A 17,285-nucleotide genomic window follows, 5' to 3' on the forward strand; every position below is an offset into this window, starting at 1 on the left:
TCACCGGAGCGCTGCGGCTGACGGGCATGACTGCGCCCTTCGTCTACGACGGCGCCATGAACGGCAACGTGTTCCTGGCCTATGTCGAGCAGGTGCTGGTCCCGACATTGTCGGAGGGCGACGTAGTCGTCATGGACAACCTTCCCGCCCACAAGGCCGCCGGCGTGCGCGACGCGATTGAGGCCGCAGGCGCGAGCCTGCTCTACCTGCCGCCCTACAGTCCCGACTTCAATCCGATTGAGAACGCCTTCGCCAAACTCAAGGCGCTGCTGCGAGCAAAGGCCGAGAGAACCATCACGGCTCTGTGGGACGCGGTCGGCGCGGTCGTCGACCTCTTCACCCCAGCCGAATGTGCCAACTACTTCAAAGCCGCAGGATATGAACCGGATTAAACAGGACGTGCTCTAGATTAGACTGGACCAGGCGCATAAGCGTCGGAGGCGTAGCCGTCGAAAACGAATTCGTGTTTGAGGTTCCGGTCCGCGGAACAGCAGTTATCCAGAAATGGAACTGACTTTGAACTGTTTCGCTTGCCCGGTTGACAATCGAGGGGTCCCGTTCGGCGATCACCAAGCCTTTAAACTGCACGAGCTGTAAGCCCGTCCGTAAAGCACCCTTACCTTTAGTCGTAATACACGACACGGTCCCGTCCTTCCGACTTGGCGCGGAAGAGCGCCAGATCGGCCGCCTTGATGAGGTCATTTGGCGTGTGGTTCTCATCAGGCACCATGGTTGCAACACCGACGCTGATTGTCACCCGCTCAGAACCGTGTGGAATGCTCAAGGCTCGCACGCTCTGCACGAGCCGCTCGGCCATAGCGCCCGACTGCGCCTGCAAAATATCGACCACCACCACGACGAACTCTTCGCCGCCGTAGCGCGCCGCGAGATCGGTCGAGCGGTTGCAACTGCTTTGGATTACACTGGCGACCTGCTTCAGCACCTCGTCGCCTGCCATGTGGCCATAGGTGTCGTTGTAGCGCTTGAAGTGATCGGCATCGATCATAAACAACGACAGCGGGCTCTTCGTGCGGACCGCGCGCTTCCATTCCGCCGCGAGATATTCATCGAAGTAGCGCCGGTTTCCCAGACCTGTGAGACCGTCAATCCGTGTGAGACGTTCCAGCTCGAGATTCGCACGCATTAATTGCCGCTGGCTTTCTCGCAGGGCCCTGTATGCCTCCTCTCGCTGAACGTGGTCAAGATAGGCCCGGGAGTGATAACGGACACGAGCGACCAACTCGATACGGTCCGGCAGTTTGACCAAATAGTCGTTGGCTCCGGCCTCGAATGCCTCGCCCTTGATGGCCGGATCTTCTTTACTTGACAGCACGATAACGGGGACAGAATGCGTCGAGGAATTCTTTCGGTATTGCCGTACCAAGTCCAGCCCATCAACGCCCGGCATGACAAGATCCTGCAGGATGACCGTTGGCTTCACTTCGTCGGCAACTGTAGTCGCTTTGAGCGGATCGGTGCAGAAGTGGAAATCTATGTCCGGCTGGTTTGCCAGCGCGCGCCGGACCGCTTCACAGATCATTATCTGGTCATCCACCAGCAGAACCATTGACGAGTAATTGTCTGCCAGGGGTGAGACGAGATTGGATTTGCCCGTCATAGAATAACCTTTCAGCAAGATCGGCCGCACGCCTCGATTAGGCGCGGGGCGATTGAGTCAAGTGGTAGGATCTCGACAGCGGCACCGATGGCAGCGGCGGCTTTGGGCATCCCATAGACCGCACTCGACGCGCTGTCTTGAGCGATTGTCAAATGCCCTTTGTCGCGTAGCAGCTTGAGCCCTTGGGCACCATCTCTACCCATGCCCGTGAGCAAGACACCGATCACGACACCCGACCACCACTGCGCGGCGCTCTCAAGGAATACATCTACGGAGGGACGGTAGACGTTGTCGTGCGGCTTCGGGGTATAGCCGAGCTTGTGGGCTGACTTGAAGACGAGATGATCAGCCGTGGCCGCAATTAGAACGGTGCCGGCCTCGGGCTCATCTCCTTCGCGTGCAGGACGGATTGGAAGTGCCGCATGCTGGCCGAGCCAGTTTGCAAGACCGGGTACGAACTGCGCATCGAGATGCTGTACGAGAACTATTGCGGCCGTGAAATTGCTCGGAAAAGCGCCGAGGATCGCGGCAACAGCTGCCGGCCCGCCCGCAGACGCGCCGATGGCAATAAGGTGCTGTGCCGATGACACAGACGGGGGCAATGTCCGTGTGCCCCAATTTGAAGACGGCGCGTCACGTACGAGTTTGCTGATCGTCGTTATCTTCTTGATAATAAGCTGTGCGGACCGTCCGGACCCCGGGCCGTCAGAGCCGATCGAGGGGATGTCGACCGCGTCAAGCGCACCATACCCCATTGCTTCATAGACACCAGGAATGTTGGCCTCAATGCTCGCCGTGACCAGCAGAATCAGGCATGGCGTCTTCGCCATGATCCTGCGCGTAGCCTCGACGCCATCCATTTCCGGCATCACCAGGTCCATGAGGATCAGGTCCGGGAGGTCTCGTTGGCAGGCCTCTACTGCCTCACGCCCGTTAACGGCGATCCAGGCCACCTGATGTTCCGGGGTTGATACAACCAATCGCCGCAGAAGCTCGACCGCAAGAGGCATATCGTTGACGATAGCGATCCTCATTGATGGATACACACGCTGCGCCTCATTCTGTCGCCTGGCCGATCAGGTCGACGACTGCATGGAGCAGTGTCTCGTCGTGGAAAATCCCTTTAGTCAGGTAGTAGTCCGCGCCGGCGTCCAGACCTCGCCTGCGATCGTCTTCGCGATCTTTGTACGACACGATCATGATCGGGGTGTTCCCGAGCCGGCTGTCCTTCTTCATCAAGGTCACCAGTTCGATGCCGTCCATGCGCGGCATATCAACATCGGTGATAACAAGATCGAATGGTTCAGACCGTATGGCGTTCCATCCATCCATACCATCAATCGCCACCTCGACCTCATAGCCGTTATTGTCCAGCAGCTTGCGTTCGAGCTCACGTACCGTCAAAGAATCGTCGACCACCAGAACGCGCTTGCGCCTCCTAAGATCGGGGCTGGTAGTACCCCGCCGCAAGGTGCGTAGGCCGCCGGATGACGCGAGCTTGTCTACTGATCGGATCAGATCGTCGACATCAACGATAAGCACGGGCGAACCATCTTCCATCAACGCCGCCGCGCTGATGTCCTTGACCTTGGCAAAGCGAGGATCTAGCGGCCGGACCACCAACTCGCGCTCGCCCAGGAAGCGGTCGACAATCAACCCGTGGGTTTCACCGTGATCACCATTAATCAGAACGACTGAAAGTTCATCGGCGTCTGCTTGCGGCTCAGCGCGGTCAAGAACCTGGTGCGCGGTGACTAGTCCGATCTGTCGATCCTCGAAGCGGAAATGCGGCCGGCCTTCGAGCAGTTCGATGCGCGTGCGCGGCAACTTTATCGTGCTGGCGATGCCTGCGAGCGGGAAGGCGTATGGCTCTCCGTCAATGTCGACGAGCAGCGTGCGGAGCACCGACAAGGTCAACGGCAGCTGTAGTTGAAATCGGGTTCCGAAGCCGAACTCTGAGGAGACGGTTGCGAGGCCTCGGACCTGCTTGGCCATCGCCTGTACGGCATCGAGCCCCACGCCGCGTCCGGAGATGTTGCTAACCGTCGCTTTCATCGAAAAGCCTGGCAGAAACAGAAATTCGAGCAGTTCCGCTTCGGCAAGTCTGCCGACGGTCTCCTCTGTCGTCAGGCCGTGCGCCACGACCGTCTCGCGCAGCTTGTTCAGATCGATTCCCCTTCCGTCGTCCGCGACGATTATCTGCAGCAGGCCCGCATTGTGCCGTGCTTCGAGCCTGATGACACCTTCTTCCGATTTGCCGGCTGCTATACGTTCGTCGGTCGTTTCGAGCCCATGGTCGACAGCATTGCGGAGGAGATGGCCGAGTGGTGCCTCGAGTTGGTCTAGGATGTCGCGATCGATGCCAGTTGAGCCCCCGACGATGTCTAACCGCACGTTCTTCCCCAAGGTTCGGCCAAGGTCGCGCACCGTCCTTGAGTAGTGCCGGACGCCATCCTCGAAGGGGCGCATGCGACTCGCCAGCGTTTCGTCATAGAGTCGATTCGCAAGGTCAGTGGCTCTGCGGTCAATCGAGTCCAATTCGTCAAGGCGCTCTGCGAGGAACGTCTGGCTCAGCCGAAGTTTTTGCAGCGCCTCTGCCAATGCTTGCACCGCCCCGTCGTCCTTAGGAATCTCGGCCAGTGCGTCGCCTAGAACGTCGAAGGCAATGGCGAGATCCGACTGAATCCGTTTCAGTCGAAGTAGGCCGCCCGTAAACGGCCTGAGGCGACGAGCCTCCATCAGGGACTCACCGGCAAGCCCTAGTAAGCGGTTTAGACTATCGGCCGTTACCCGCACCATACGGTCGGAACCGACGCCGCCATAAGGTTGAAGAAGTGGTTCCGATCGAGCGAGGACGCCCGTTTCCTTTGCCGAAGAGGCCCACGGCGCCTCCTGCGGGGCAGCATTTGAGCCGGCGAGCTCCGTCTCTGATGCTGTAAGCACCTTGGCTGTCGATGGGGAGGATGCCTGCTCAAGCGCCAGCAGAAAACCGGCTATTTCCGGTTTGGCGCTCTCATCGGCCGAGGCAGGCTCACTCGCTATGGATCCGAGGAGATCGACGCCTTTCAAAAGTGTATCGATGTGCTCGCGACTCAGGCTGAGACGCCCCCGCTGTGCGGCGACCAGGCATTCTTCCATCGCGTGCGCAACTTCCACCGCTGGCGTCAGATCGACAATCCGGGCCGCCCCCTTCAGCGAATGGGCAGCCCGCATGCAAGCGTCGAGACTCTGGGCGGACACGGGATCGCGTTCGAGCGCTAGCAGACCGGACGTCAGGGCCTGCGACTGCGTCTCCAGTTCGGCCCGAAAGAGGTCGAGCATCGAAAATTGGCTGTAGTCCGCGCCGCTCATGCGATAGCTCGATCGAGCATGGCCAGCAGCAGCGCCTCGTCCAGACAACCGACCGCGCCCCCTCGCCACGAGACCATGGCTGCCGTCATGGTCGAGGACGCCTTGCCAACGGTAGCAGGCACGGCAAGCTGGTCGCTCTGTTTGAATCGATAAATGCCGTGCATTTCGTCCACAGCAAAAGCGACGCGCTTGTCGCTGTTGCCGACGACGATAAGACGCGGAAATGCCTTGGTCCGCGTGTCCTGTACCCGCGTTTTGCGATCGTCTACTCCGAGCAGTTTGGCCAACGAAACGCAAACCAGCAATTCGCCTCGAACATTGACGATGCCGAGGACCGCACTGTTCCTGCGGTGTGGCAGCGAATGGATACTACGAGGTTCGGCCACTTCTTGGAAGCAGCCAACCGGAAGCGCCAGCCATTCCTCGCCGAGACGAAAGACAACGACCGTCTGAAATGCACTGCCCTCGGCATTCCCGACTGGTTCATCGGTCCTTGCCTGGGCAAAATGTCGGGCCCACTCGTCCCGATAGCCGGGCGGCAGCGGACGGTTCAGGAGGTTCCGTGCGATTTCCTTATAGGTCGGGCAGTTCCGGCAGTGGAGATGCTGCTCCAGTTCAGGGCACGATCTGTCACCACGAACGCCTATTTGCCGCCAGCAGTCGCCGATGGCGATGTCCGGCACCGATGATGCGCTACCGGGCTCAGCTGACGTCAAGTGCCGCTCCTTTTCCCAATCCGACCGAGCCGCCCGGTGAGTGCCTCGGCACCGGCGATGTCACCCTGCTTGCGAAGCAGCAGCGCAAGATGCGCGAGGGCTTCTTGATGGCGGGGTTCGAGATAGAGGGCCTTGCGATAGTTCTGGATCGCCTCGGAACGCGCATCTTCTGCATCCTGAGCTAGCCCGAGCAGATAGAAGATTTCCGGGGAGGGACCGTATTCCCCGAGATGCGTCAGCGCGAGTTCCTTTGCTTCCGCAACTCGTCCGGCATTGGCGGTGCGTTCTATAGAAGCGAGGCTTTGGGCCGCCCGCTCGGACGGGTGGACGGAGCGCTCCACTGTCGCTGCATTACTGGAGGCCGGCCGGATCGGGCTCAGCACTTTGCTGACGTCAGAGATAGGAGCAGGGGTGGCCGGACCGAAGCGCGACTTGGAGGGTGCAACCGTCCGGGGCGCCTTAGCCGGCTCCACGTTCGTGAACGCAAATGCCATGGGTAATCGCGCTGAAGCAAAGCCGTGCAGAATCGGAAGGCCTGATTCCGCTGGACCGACGAGCAGCAGGCCATCTGGCGCGAGGAGGGTCTTCAGACAAACCAGCGCGCGGTCTTGCAGGTTTCGGTTGAAATAGATCAGCAGGTTGCGGGAAAAAATAATGTCGTACGGTGCCAGCCCATACGAGGCCGCAGGATCAAACAGGTTGCCAAGCCTGAACCGGACTTGCTTCAGGACCCGCACCTCAGGCCGTAGTCCGCCTTCGGCCGCTTCGAGATAGCGCCCTCTGAATTCGAGAAAATCGCCGCGAAATGAGTTACGCCCGTAGACCGCGCGCTCCGCGGCCGCGAGGTTGCCCGTGCTCACGTCGACTGCGTCAATCTTGAAATCCTGTGCTCCGAAACCAGCATCGAACATGGCCATCGCCATCGAATAGGGCTCTTCGCCTGTCGAACATGGTAGGCTCAAGAGCATTACGGGTTGACCCGGCCGCATGCGCGCCCGTGCATGACGCGTCATTGCAGTGAAAGCTTCACGATCTCGGAAGAACCATGTCTCCGGTACGACAACCGCGTTGATCAGTTCCTGGAGCTCGGATGGGGAGCCAGCCAGCAATTGCCAATAATCTTGAAGCTCACTGATCTGGCAGGCTGACATCCGCTCCCGGAGCGCGTGACGGATCACCGACAGACCGACAGTGCCGCTGTCCAGTCCAATCTTTTCCCTCAGTAGCTGTTCGACCGCACCAAACATCATGAACTCATCGCGACCTGACGGAACAGCGTTTCGCGAATGTCGTCAGATAGCAGCGCTTCGGCCCTGACCCACTGGACAAGTCCTCTATCGTCGGACGCCACGGGGCCCAAGTAGGGCGGAGTTCCCGCCTCCATCCCGGACGGCGCGAAGTCAGAAGGATCCCGCTTGAGCATATCGGTCGCTCGTTCAGCAACAAGCGCAAGCAGGTGGTTCTCACCATCCTTGGTTGGATAGCGTATCAGAACGATTCGTGTGCTCAGCACCAGCGCCGAAGGGCGGCCAAGCGCAAGCAGGCTGAGATCGATCATGGGAACGGGTAAGCCCCGGCAGTTGATTAGGCCTACTACGCCGTTCGGCGCGCCCGGCAGCCTTCTCACGCCGATGTAAGGCAGGACCTCTTCAACCTGCTCCATGTCCAGCACATACCGGTCGCTACCTATACAGAACCCGAGGAATAACATTGTCGTCCTAGCTCGCAGGCACCTCTCGCAGCGCCCGCAGTTTGAAACGGGAAATGCTGCTGCGTAACCCGCCCGAAACCTGATTGAGTTCGTCGATCGCGAGCGTGGATTGCTGGAGGGATTCAACCGTCTGTTGGGCAGCTTCGCTCAATTGTATCAGCGTCTCACTGATCTGCCCTGCGCCCGTTGCCTGGGCCTGCATTCCCTCATTGGCCACTTCGAACCGTGGCACCAAGCCCTGGACCTGCTGAATAATCTCGTAGAGTTGGCCGCCGACCTGCTGCACATCTTGCATGCCACGTCGGACCTCCTCGGAGAATTTGTCCATGCCCATGACGCCGGCTGCGACGGCGGATTGAATTTCCTTGACCATCTGCTCGATGTCGTATGTCGAGACGGCGGTTTGGTCGGCAAGCCGCCGGATCTCCGTTGCCACGACCGCAAAGCCTCGCCCATATTGGCCCGCCTTTTCAGCCTCGATTGCGGCGTTTAGCGAAAGAAGGTTGGTCTGGTCGGCAACCTTGGTGATCGTGGTCACCACCTGATTGATATTGCCGGCCTTCTCGCTCAGGATCGCAAGTTTGGAATTAATCGCGGTGGCGGCTTCCATGACGTGCTGCATGGTTGCCTCCATGCGTGCCAGCCCTGCTTGTCCGCCGGTGGCCAGCGTGGCGGTTTGCTCGGCGACCGCAGAAACTTCGCTCATCGTTCGTACGAGCTCATTGGAGGTTGCCGAGATTTCCTTCGCGGTCGCTCGGATTTCGGTCGTAGTGGCCGCGATCTCATTTGCGGTTGCCTGCTGTTCCTTTGAGGTGGCGGCCACCTCGGTTATCGATGTGTTGACTTGAATGCTGGATTTCTGAACCTGGCCTATCAGCGTGGTGAGATCATCGGCCATGGTGTTGAAGCCCTCAGCCAGCGTGTCAAACTCGTCCTTGCGCTTCAAATCGAGGCGCCCGCTGAAGTCGCCCAGGCGCATTACACGGACGAGATCGACCAATCGGCCAAGCGGAACACTAACGGCACGGAATAGAAGATAGCCGCACAAAAGGGCCAAACCGAGTGCTACGAGGAACCCGGCAATCAGGCCCAACTTCGCTGTGCGGACGATCGAACCTATCTTTTGGGTCGAGCTGTTTGCCTCTCCTCTATGGTCCTCGACCATGGCTTGCAGAGCCGATTGCAATTTCCGAAAGATCGGCTCCACGTTGTTCTTGATGGCCGGGCGCTCGTTGGAGATCTCTCCCTTCGCCAACGCGGCACGACTGGCATCCAGTACGGCGGCTTCGGCTTGGCGGAATTGATCGGCGAGGTCCTTGACGACAGCGTAGTTCTGCTTGTCCAAATCGGACTCAATGGTCTCTTCATACTCGTCCATCGACCCTTGCAGGGCGTCGCGGTTCGCCTTGATGGTAGCCTCGAAAGCCCGCTTGTCGGCAGGATTGTCCTGAAGAGCATATTCCTGGAGAAGACTATGGGCATCCATCTGTCCCATCATGATCTGGGTGCTGTGATAGAGGTCCGGAAGAGTTTCCTTTTCCACGCTGGTCGCTTCTTGCTCCGTCTGGAGAAACCAAACGTATGTAATGCTGGCCATAACCGACATGACAACCAGAACGGCCGCGAAACTGGCGAGTATGCGGCGGCGTATCGTCAAGCTGTTCATCGGGCTCAGTTCCGCCAGGGCGCTAATTGATTTGTTGGCACGACTAGCCCAGCACCGCGTTGCGACTATGCCGAACAGGCGAGATTCATTCGAATCGCGGAATCTAATGTTGGAAACGTTTCTTTTCCGTTCACGTCGCGCCCACAAGCCGCCTGCGAACGGCATGTACGCGTCCAAACCAATGGCCGATCGCATCGGCCGCAACTGGAAAGTATCTCCAACATCGAGCGTGGCAAGCAACTCCCTCCATTGAAACGCTCGTGAGTCGCGCGTGTTCTCAGCGACGGATTGCTTCGAAGGCCTGGCAAAGGGGGCGCGCTGTTTCGCGCGAGAGCGCACATAGCTCCAGGTGGAACTCCTGGAAGCGCCGTGCAATTGGCGCCTAGGCTTGTCAAAGTGGAGCGCGTGCAGGTGAGGCCTGCTTGCCGTGCACGCTTTGGCGCAAATCTGATTTCATTTGTCGCGGCTATGGCCGTTAGCCTACCCACGAGGGCGAAACACTCGCAAAGTCAATCATTGAGACTGGAAACGCTAACCCGATACGCGACTGGCGCCGCCGGTTGAAGATAGGGCCAGCGACCAGCAGCGTGCTCGCCGAGTGCGGCCGCGGGAGCTTGTGCCGGCCGCGCCAAGGAGCGGATATATCAAATGGAGCGAAATTCTTAGCCATTCCTTCATCCATCTTTTCGTTAAATACCCCATGGAAATGGGGCGCATTATATCGAGGCGGTTGGTTCGGTGTTTGCGACGAGGCGTCGGGACGAGCGGCAACGTTGCTACTATTTTTGCCCTATCGTTGCCGATTGTCGTCGGCGCAGCGGGTCTCGGTATCGAGACCTCCTACTGGTATTTTAGCAGCCTGAAATTACAGGCGGTGGCGGATGCGGCAGCCTATGCTGGCGCTTTGGAAAAGGTTTCGGGATCTGACAAGCCAACGATAGTCGCCGCCGCGACACTGTCAGCGACGACGAACGGCTGGGACCCGTCAACAGGCACAATCGAAATCTTCACTCCCCCGTCCTCTGGCCCGAATGTCGCCCAAAAGGCCGTCGAGGTCATCGTTCATCAGACCCTCGATCGGTTTTTCACATCGATATTCACGCAAAACGCGATCGGCGCACGGGCAAGAGCGGTGGCTTTCATCACTGACGCCTCAAAGGCCTGCGCTTTGTCGCTCAATCGTTCCGCCCCGAGAGCGGCGCTGTTTTCCGGCAGTTCGACCATAAAAATGACGGGCTGCTCCGTGATGTCCAATTCCATTGCCGCCGATGCGATCAAGCTTCAGGGATCGGCAAACCTTCAGGCCGACTGCCTGATATCGGCCGGCGGTGTTTCGTTGAACAACCCTGTGACGACTGTTTGCGCCAGCCCGATAACCCAGGCCTTACCCGCTGGTGATCCCTTTGCCGACCTGCCGGCGCCACCAGCCACAACCCCCTGTCAAAACTCGAAATTGTCGACCCTGAACCCCGGGACATACTGCAGCGGGCTGAGCTTGAGCGGCAATGTTGCGCTCGCGCCCGGCGTGTACGTCATTCAAGGCGGTGATTTCAAGGCGAACGCGAACGCCAATGTTTCCGGCACCGGAGTCATCATCTATCTGGCCGGCAGCTCCGGCGTCACCATGAACGGCAACGCCACCGTCAAACTTAGTGCACCCACGTCGGGCACGTATTCCGGTGTCCTGTTTTACGGCGACAGAGGTAACCTGACGGGATCGAACACGTTAAACGGCACGGCGGATTCGCTTTTGACCGGCGCTCTGTATTTTCCAACCCAGGACGTCAATTATCTCGGCAATTTTTCTGGCAAGGGTGGTTGCACGCAGGTCGTCGCCGGTACCTTGCAGTGGTCCGGCAACACGAGCATCAGCCAGGATTGCACGAGCCTCGGAATGCGTAATATTCCGGCGACGCAATCCGTTCGGCTTGTGGAGTAATCTTCGTGGAACGATTATCAGCCCGGATCTTCCGGAGCGATTCGGGTGTTGCTGCGGTAGAGTTTGCGCTGATTGTGCCGATCCTTTGCCTGGTACTTCTTGGCGTCATTAACGGTTGGTCTTTCGTATCAAGCGCGCTGTCGATGCGTGCAGGCGTCAAAACGGCGGCGAACCTCGTGATGCAAGGCGCAGCCGACGACGCGGCTACCCAAGCCGTCGCCCTTTCGAGCTGGGAAAATCATCCCGATGACGCGCAGGTGACGCTGAGCCGGAAATATATGTGCGGGATCACCGTGGTCGATCTATCTGTCCTGTGCGACAGTTTGAAAGCTCCCGCGGTTTTCGTTGTAATACAGGCGACAACCACCTGGTTCCCGCCCTTCAGTTTTGGCGAGTTTTCCCTCTCGCGCGAGCTCAGCCAGCAACAGGTGATTCGTGTTCGCTAAAGGGAGAGCCTTCATACGTGGGGCATCAGGCGGAGCTGCATTGGAGTTCGCGCTGATCGCGCCTATTCTGATAACGCTTTTGATCGGCATCTTCGCATTCGGCTGGGCTCTGAATGCCATGTCGAGTGTTCGGTACACGCTGGAAACGTCCTCACGTGCGCTGCAAATGAAGAACTCGCTAACCGAAGCAGAGATAGAAGCGATAGCCACGGCAAAATTGCTGAGTTTGGGATTGAGCGACGTCGACGTAACAATAGCAATCGACGCCCCCAGCGGCGGCTTTCGAATGGCACATCTGACCGCCAAATATGCGTTCGTGATCGAGTTCCCGTATTTCGACCGGTATCCGATTAATTATGCGACAACCGTCACGGTTCCGTTGATTGGAACATAAGGCTCATTCTAGTCGGACGCCGCAGCTAGTTCTCCATCAAAAAACCTGCAGCGAAGCCCTTCCTTGCCGCAAGGTGCTTCACGCGGGCTTTGATCCCCGGCTTGACCCATTGGGGTCGCCGGCCGCTTTGGCAAGCCCTTTGGTAGGAGGCCGGCATGCTCCTGAAACGTACTTCCACGACCGATCCCGCATGTCACGCCGCCTCTGACGATAACGCTATGTTCATCAGCCACGCTCAATTATCTGGCAGACCAAAAGCTACACGAAGCGACAGACGCCGGGAATTAGGCGAAATGGCTGAAGACGAACAGAGGCGCCAACGCAGGCAGCGCGTCTTCAAGGGCGCAACAATCCTGACCGGCATGACCCATTCCGAGGTCACGTGCACGGTGCGCAACATGCATGCCGGCGGCGCCGAACTGAAGGCCTCGATCGACGCTCGCGTCCCCGACGAATTCCTGCTCTATGTGCCGACCGACGGCATCGCCTACAAGGCGGTGGTTCGTTGGCGTCGCGAAGACCGCATCGGCGTCATGTTCACCGGCACCGAGCCAAAGCCGCACTGGCACTACGGCTAAATCCCCTGAACCACACCTCGTAGCCGTATGCTGGGCGGTGATTGACCCCCGTCCTTTGGACGCCTTGTTCCTCCTCCAGAATTTCTTCGACTTAGGTGGCCGACAACCATTCTGGCGCCGACTGACTGCTCGCTTCCATTATCGGTTTGCCGACCATCGTTGGAGATTTCAGAATAGCTACTGCTCTCGCCCTCTCCACCGTCCTGATGGTTTAAACAGTGCTCGTGCATTTCGAGACGGTCCGAGTCGTCGCGAGTATGCGGCGCTGGTGGGGTCGGTCTGCTCGTGTGGAACTGCTCGCATTCATTACGCCTGCGTTTGTCGCGCACCTGCTCGGTATTGGGCAGGGGAATAAAGGGCGCTGTTCCCCCACAAGCAGAAAACCGGCCTTCCCCTTGCTTCGGCCTGGGGCCTGCAGCACCGACACGGCACTCGGTAGCGGGTGCCGCCGTCATCTTTTTCATGCCGTCGCGAATCGTCACGTGATCGGTCCGAAAGGTGATGGTTTTGGTCCCTCGAGACGACAGCGACATTCGCCTGACTGGGAACGACGGGGTCAGAGTGCCTGTCATATCAGGGAACCTCGTGCAATTTGTCGACCAGCCCACAAAGTTCCAAAAAAAACGGACCGTTCGCTTTGAGGTTGAGTTGCGCCTTAGTGCTTCCCTTGTGATCTTCCTCAGCGTCCGCTGTTTTGACAGGGAGCGCATTGGTCATTCGGCCCATCGCGCTTTTCTGCGGCCCGCCGTTTCGCCCGACATCATGGAACGATATCGCCCCCCATGTATTAGAAACCCATGGACACTATGGAACCCCACGGCCACGGGATGGCGGCCGATCTTTTGACATCGGAAGTTGCCAATGCCAGGCAGCGCATCCACCGGACCGAGCTCGCGCTTCAACGCACTGAAGAAATGCTGGCCGAAAATCTCGCGCTGTGCAGCAGGATACGAACTGCGGTCGAGGCCGCAGACCGCTTGGTGAAGATCGATCCCCCCAGCTTTGAAGGACGTCGCGCGGATTGAACTGGGCCGGCGGTTCATTCGTCGCGACCTTCAGGCCACCGCCACCACTCGCGCTCAAGCACGGCGGCAACCAGGTCGACAGACGGCGAGCGCGGCTCATGGTGCGCGGCCTGGTGCTCGCGAGGAACCCGTCATCCGGCATGCGCTCCACTGCCTCGAAATGCCATCGCGCGCGCGGCGTTACCGCCAACAGAAGGAAAACGCGGGGCCTGAGGCCCCACACCCCCACTCCGTTCCGCTTCGCGGACGGATATGCTCGCTCCCTTGCTCATGTGGCACTATCCGGTGTTGAGCCATATTGCTTTTGAGAGCGAAGGATGCGGCTGATCGCCGTCGCATAGCGGCTGATCTCGGCGTCGATCTGGTGGGGTAAAGCCTCGGCGTTCGAGCTTCTTCCGCTCCTGTGCAACATGCAGCGACCAGTAGCGCTGTCCGGCTTGGTAGGTGCGAGCGTTCAGCGCGGTTGGTATGCTGCGAAGACGTAACCTTGCACCTCGACTAAGGCGATCGGTCCCTTGGGAACAGTGCCGTCGGTATGGAAAGATCGCATCGGCACTGTCCTTCCAGCCCTGATTGAAGAGGCCCGTATCCGCTGCCCTGCTGTAGGTAACGAACCCCTCCCCGTTGCGGGCTCCGACTTCTTCCATCCAAGCCGTGGCAGCACCCAGTGATTCCCAAATGCGATCGACAAAGTCCTCATCTCCGGTCCTGTCGGCCGAACGGCAACTCGCGAAGCACGGCCATCTCGCCCTTGCGCGTTTTGTGCATGATCTTGCCTGGGTCCGCGTCTCCGAAGACGGACGTCTCGGTCGATTGGTAGCGGGCGAGAAACGCCAGCACGCCACGGGCAAGCTCGGGATTGAGCCAGAGCATCTGCAAGGCGGAAATGACTCCGTCGCGACCAAAGGCGGTTGAGAACCATGGAATGCCGGCATACGGGTATGGTCCCGTCGCGAGGTCGGTTGTCAGGAGCGCGATGTCGGCACGTGTGCGGGCCAGCCAGTCATTGAACACGCGTCCGGAACTGAAAACGGTGGCGCCTTGCCGGCGCTTTGAGCGAAATCGCACATCGCGCTCGCCCAGCGGCGGCGCGAAACCGGTCACTGGACGGAATCTCTTCGCCGTGACCGACCATCCAGATGGAGGATCCTGCGGTCACGGCTCGGCACGACAATGCGGAACTCGGCGTAACTGGAATGCACCTGATCCGGCTCCGCAATGACCGACTGGCGCGCCACATTATCAAGCCCTTCGTACCGAAATGTGACGCTTGCCTCACCAATCAGCGCGTCATGGGCACGACCGTGATGGCTACGCGTGGTGCCGCGCACCGCGAACATGTCTCGGAAATCGGCATCGAAGTCGACACGGACCGGCAACGCAATCTCGCGCGCGAAGTAGTTGGTGAAGGTAATGCGCTCGAGCAACGGGGTCGCGCGAGCCAGTTATCCGATCTCCCGCTCAGAAATTTCTACCAAATATTCCGACCTCCTGATGGAACCCATTCGTTGCGGGCGAGTTGCGGCTCATTGGGACGGACTTCCCGAACATGACAACGAGCAACAAAGCAGACCATCAGTCTGTCTCCGAAGCGTTTCGGAAACTGATCCGTTCCGAAGGCTATCGTCATCACGTACAAACATTCTTAAATCTGGAGGTCGAACCAGAACTGCCGCCAACCCTGCAGTCATTACTTGCGGCTATTGATCGGGCCAAACAGGGCCCGACGGAAGAAGGTCCCTAGCCGGCTGGCTGAGCGTCAGGTCAAAGAGTACAGAGGCTCGCTTCGTGGCTTCTCCCCTGATTCTCACTCAGAACTTATCAAACATTCTTCTTGATTTTTCTCGACAGAGGGTCATGAATGTTCCGCGTGGGTTCTCGCTGAGGTGGGAGGCCTGGTATGAACGTTTGGACGAACTGCCGACCTATCAAAGTGACTGCCAATGAGCTTGTTGAAGAGCTGATTTTACGAGCCCGGCGCGGCCAAATCATCATCTCCGTCAAAGAGACTATCGCAGCGGTGCGCCGAGACGGGCTACATCTGGCGGAAAGTGACTGCGAGCTGGTGGAGCTTATTGTCGATCTTGCCCCAACCTTTGGCATGTTCGTCGCGTTCGACCTTCGCGAATAGCCTGATGGCAGGTTCTTCCCTCCGGTATACGTCGGGGACGATTCGACCCAAGGTTGTGGACGAAAGGCGGATCGAAGCGCGCTCTATGGTCGGAGGGGGTCTGCGCGCGAGCCAATTATCCGATCACCGATCAGAAACTCGAGCTAAAAATTGCTGACTGTTGCGGCCTAGCACCGTGCCAATTCGTACGATTCGTACATGGCGTTGATGTCGGTCAGGAAGTGAGTAGATTCCCCTTCGGCGTGTCCCTGGGGAGGGCCGGATGAGCGTCGCGCAAAGGGTCGGTCCGCTTCTAGAGCAAGCAATCACTGTACTCCTCAACAGGGCGGACCGTCGCGACACGGTCTCGATCAAAGCGGCACTACGCGAAGCTCGGGAGGCTGCGCCTTGTTTGGTGGCCTCCGACGAAGAACTAACCAAGGCGATCCTCGAGGCAGCAACTGCCATGGGCCTCTACGTGCCTTTCGACGGTCGCGAATAGCTGTCAGCCAACTTCGCTTGTCGTGACCTGGCAATGGCGACCGTGTGCTGCCATTCATTCTCGATATTCCCGCCTTGGCGTGACAGCCCTCACATTAACGCTCTCGCCGAGGACGAATAAGCATCGGATGCCGCAGATTTCCGAATGGTCCTTTGAGGCGATCGCCGCAATGGCTAGACCGACAACAAGCGAAATGACTAGGGCGACACCCACCGGAAGATGATGCATACCGGCTTCGTACCGACCGCTCGGATAAACGTCGATGAACGTTTGGAAACACCCGTCACGGACTCAGACCATCCCTAACAAATGGTTAGCCGTCCTAATCGCTGAGCCGGTTTATAGAGAGGAAACCCTGGCTCGCCACTGGTTCAACCCTCCGGTCCCCGTCAAGACCGAGCGTCCCGGGATCATCCACAATGTCAACAACGCCGAGACAGCCGGCGAGGAGCTGATGAAGTGGACCAAGCGTGGCCCTTGCTGGGATCTCGCGGTGCGCGTTTGCATGGCCGTGATTTTCGATGAGATGGAACCCGAGGAGGCCCGCAAGGCATTCCTGGCTGCTGCAAAAGAGGAGGGGACATTACTCCCCCAATGACAAGTAGCTAACTTGAACTGCGGTAAAGGTTCTCTGACCAACACCGCCTTCGCGAAAGGAGCCCGCCGCCGGTGAGGGAGAGGCGACGGACCCCCCACAGCGGCTGCACATCCACGAAGAATCCCGCTGCCACCTCTAAACCCGCGAGGGCCTACATCGTTCCCTTAGCTGCGGCTAAAGCGGGGTTGGTCGGCGGGCTCTTGGCGCTCTAAGTTCTAGCGGCGATGGCGAAATTGGCATGGTGAATGTTTGCAGGCGCTTGAACCCTTGGGAGCATAGCTGTTGGAGGTCATCGATATTGTCTTTTGGTTTCAGGGTGAGGTTGCGCCGGCGTTTGTCTGTCTCCAGGCCGGATACAATCAAGCGGTCTTGCGACGGGTCCGGACGAACGCAGCGTCAGCGCTGCTCCGCAGCAGCGGGCTGCAGACGGCGGTCGCCAGCCAGCTTGAGGCGCAGTTGCCCGCAACCACTCGCCATCTTCTCCGAGCGGATCGCAGGACAGCTACGCGATTCTGAGCACTGCCAAATCGGCCTAATTTTCCACTGCCGAATGGACGATGAGACGCGTAAGCGAGTTTCCGGACCGGAAGCTATGCGTTGGGTTGCCCAAACGATGCAGAGGCGCTGCTGT

At 58.9% G+C, this 17,285-nt stretch carries 19 protein-coding genes; 10 read left to right on the forward strand and 9 right to left on the reverse strand.

Going from position 1 to position 17,285, the window contains the following annotated elements; genetic code table 11:
• Positions 1-392: transposase (locus NKJ84_RS21840; RefSeq protein ID WP_352508160.1), on the forward strand; the 392-nt coding region annotated here is incomplete at its 5' end.
• Positions 393-622: 230 nt separating this feature from the next.
• On the opposite strand, the gene NKJ84_RS21845 is transcribed toward NKJ84_RS21840, so the two are convergent.
• From NKJ84_RS21845 to NKJ84_RS21875, 7 genes are read right to left on the reverse strand one after another with little or no spacing between them, the layout of a single operon-like run.
• Complete coding sequence (locus NKJ84_RS21845) at positions 623-1,618, reverse strand: response regulator (RefSeq protein ID WP_031195385.1); 996 nt, start codon at positions 1,616-1,618, stop codon at positions 623-625.
• 11 nt (positions 1,619-1,629) lie between these two features.
• Entirely contained in the window at positions 1,630-2,652 is a 1,023-nt protein-coding gene (locus NKJ84_RS21850) for a chemotaxis response regulator protein-glutamate methylesterase (protein WP_352508162.1), read from the reverse strand.
• A gap of 22 nt (positions 2,653-2,674) precedes the next feature.
• Positions 2,675-4,969: a hybrid sensor histidine kinase/response regulator gene (locus NKJ84_RS21855; RefSeq protein ID WP_352508164.1), complete on the reverse strand. Its 2,295-nt coding sequence runs from the start codon at positions 4,967-4,969 to the stop codon at positions 2,675-2,677.
• The gene (locus tag NKJ84_RS21860; RefSeq protein ID WP_352508166.1) at positions 4,966-5,685 is read right to left on the reverse strand and encodes a chemotaxis protein CheW; all 720 of its coding nucleotides are present in this window, start codon (positions 5,683-5,685) and stop codon (positions 4,966-4,968) included. Before NKJ84_RS21860 ends, NKJ84_RS21855 begins: the two co-directional genes overlap by 4 nt.
• A complete protein-coding gene (locus NKJ84_RS21865) occupies positions 5,682-6,932 on the reverse strand; it encodes a CheR family methyltransferase (RefSeq protein WP_352508168.1) in 1,251 nt (416 codons plus the stop codon). The genes NKJ84_RS21860 and NKJ84_RS21865 overlap by 4 nt, the downstream gene beginning before the upstream one ends.
• A complete protein-coding gene (locus NKJ84_RS21870; RefSeq protein WP_352508170.1) occupies positions 6,932-7,396 on the reverse strand; it encodes a chemotaxis protein CheW in 465 nt (154 codons plus the stop codon). Before NKJ84_RS21870 ends, NKJ84_RS21865 begins: the two co-directional genes overlap by 1 nt.
• 7 nt (positions 7,397-7,403) lie before the next feature.
• A complete protein-coding gene (locus tag NKJ84_RS21875) occupies positions 7,404-9,302 on the reverse strand; it encodes a methyl-accepting chemotaxis protein (RefSeq protein ID WP_352508172.1) in 1,899 nt (632 codons plus the stop codon).
• 376 nt (positions 9,303-9,678) lie between these two features.
• On the opposite strand from NKJ84_RS21875, the gene NKJ84_RS21880 reads away from it, so the two are divergent.
• The 5 genes from NKJ84_RS21880 (at position 9,679) to NKJ84_RS21900 (ending at position 13,444) form a co-directional block, all read left to right on the forward strand.
• Positions 9,679-11,001, forward strand: a complete 1,323-nt coding sequence (locus tag NKJ84_RS21880) for a pilus assembly protein TadG-related protein (protein ID WP_352508173.1) — start codon at positions 9,679-9,681, stop codon at positions 10,999-11,001.
• Positions 11,002-11,006: 5 nt separating this feature from the next.
• Positions 11,007-11,447: a TadE/TadG family type IV pilus assembly protein gene (locus NKJ84_RS21885; RefSeq protein WP_352508174.1), complete on the forward strand. Its 441-nt coding sequence runs from the start codon at positions 11,007-11,009 to the stop codon at positions 11,445-11,447.
• Between the two features lie 40 nt (positions 11,448-11,487).
• On the forward strand, positions 11,488-11,841 hold the full coding sequence (locus NKJ84_RS21890) for a TadE/TadG family type IV pilus assembly protein (protein WP_352508176.1): 354 nt from the start codon (positions 11,488-11,490) through the stop codon (positions 11,839-11,841).
• Positions 11,842-12,134: 293 nt separating this feature from the next.
• Positions 12,135-12,419 carry a PilZ domain-containing protein gene (locus NKJ84_RS21895; protein ID WP_023680838.1) on the forward strand — a complete coding sequence of 95 codons (285 nt, stop codon included), beginning with the start codon at positions 12,135-12,137 and terminating at the stop codon, positions 12,417-12,419.
• Positions 12,420-13,246: 827 nt separating this feature from the next.
• Positions 13,247-13,444, forward strand: coding sequence for a hypothetical protein (locus NKJ84_RS21900; protein WP_352508178.1), 198 nt, complete (start codon positions 13,247-13,249; stop codon positions 13,442-13,444).
• Positions 13,445-14,140: 696 nt separating this feature from the next.
• Here NKJ84_RS21900 and NKJ84_RS21905 read toward each other — a convergent pair.
• The gene (locus tag NKJ84_RS21905; RefSeq protein WP_352508180.1) at positions 14,141-14,548 is read right to left on the reverse strand and encodes a glucosidase family protein; all 408 of its coding nucleotides are present in this window, start codon (positions 14,546-14,548) and stop codon (positions 14,141-14,143) included.
• Complete coding sequence (locus NKJ84_RS21910; RefSeq protein WP_352508182.1) at positions 14,545-14,871, reverse strand: glycogen debranching N-terminal domain-containing protein; 327 nt, start codon at positions 14,869-14,871, stop codon at positions 14,545-14,547. The genes NKJ84_RS21905 and NKJ84_RS21910 overlap by 4 nt, the downstream gene beginning before the upstream one ends.
• 122 nt (positions 14,872-14,993) lie before the next feature.
• Here NKJ84_RS21910 and NKJ84_RS21915 point away from each other — a divergent pair, with 122 nt between their 5' ends.
• From NKJ84_RS21915 to NKJ84_RS21930, 4 genes are all read left to right on the forward strand, one after another.
• Entirely contained in the window at positions 14,994-15,188 is a 195-nt protein-coding gene (locus tag NKJ84_RS21915; protein WP_352508184.1) for a hypothetical protein, read from the forward strand.
• Between the two features lie 156 nt (positions 15,189-15,344).
• Entirely contained in the window at positions 15,345-15,575 is a 231-nt protein-coding gene (locus NKJ84_RS21920; protein WP_352508186.1) for a hypothetical protein, read from the forward strand.
• Between the two features lie 262 nt (positions 15,576-15,837).
• Positions 15,838-16,056, forward strand: coding sequence for a hypothetical protein (locus NKJ84_RS21925; RefSeq protein WP_352508188.1), 219 nt, complete (start codon positions 15,838-15,840; stop codon positions 16,054-16,056).
• 262 nt (positions 16,057-16,318) lie between these two features.
• Positions 16,319-16,654, forward strand: coding sequence for a DUF982 domain-containing protein (locus NKJ84_RS21930; RefSeq protein ID WP_352508190.1), 336 nt, complete (start codon positions 16,319-16,321; stop codon positions 16,652-16,654).
• Positions 16,655-17,285 lie beyond the last annotated feature (631 nt).

Source organism: Mesorhizobium sp. M0048, from assembly GCF_040323405.1.
Taxonomy (GTDB): Bacteria; Pseudomonadota; Alphaproteobacteria; order Rhizobiales; family Rhizobiaceae; genus Mesorhizobium.

Bases quoted from the DNA above. Each gene is read 5' to 3' on its own strand.
- NKJ84_RS21900 (WP_352508178.1), top strand. From the start codon at position 13,247: ATGGCGGCCGATCTTTTGACATCGGAAGTTGCCAATGCCAGGCAGCGC.
- NKJ84_RS21855 (WP_352508164.1), bottom strand. From the start codon at position 4,969: ATGAGCGGCGCGGACTACAGCCAATTTTCGATGCTCGACCTCTTTCGG.
- NKJ84_RS21915 (WP_352508184.1), top strand. From the start codon at position 14,994: ATGACAACGAGCAACAAAGCAGACCATCAGTCTGTCTCCGAAGCGTTT.
- NKJ84_RS21930 (WP_352508190.1), top strand. From the start codon at position 16,319: ATGAACGTTTGGAAACACCCGTCACGGACTCAGACCATCCCTAACAAA.
- NKJ84_RS21845 (WP_031195385.1), bottom strand. From the start codon at position 1,618: ATGACGGGCAAATCCAATCTCGTCTCACCCCTGGCAGACAATTACTCG.
- NKJ84_RS21870 (WP_352508170.1), bottom strand. From the start codon at position 7,396: ATGTTATTCCTCGGGTTCTGTATAGGTAGCGACCGGTATGTGCTGGAC.
- NKJ84_RS21865 (WP_352508168.1), bottom strand. From the start codon at position 6,932: ATGTTTGGTGCGGTCGAACAGCTACTGAGGGAAAAGATTGGACTGGAC.
- NKJ84_RS21925 (WP_352508188.1), top strand. From the start codon at position 15,838: ATGAGCGTCGCGCAAAGGGTCGGTCCGCTTCTAGAGCAAGCAATCACT.
- NKJ84_RS21895 (WP_023680838.1), top strand. From the start codon at position 12,135: ATGGCTGAAGACGAACAGAGGCGCCAACGCAGGCAGCGCGTCTTCAAG.
- NKJ84_RS21850 (WP_352508162.1), bottom strand. From the start codon at position 2,652: ATGAGGATCGCTATCGTCAACGATATGCCTCTTGCGGTCGAGCTTCTG.
- NKJ84_RS21920 (WP_352508186.1), top strand. From the start codon at position 15,345: ATGAACGTTTGGACGAACTGCCGACCTATCAAAGTGACTGCCAATGAG.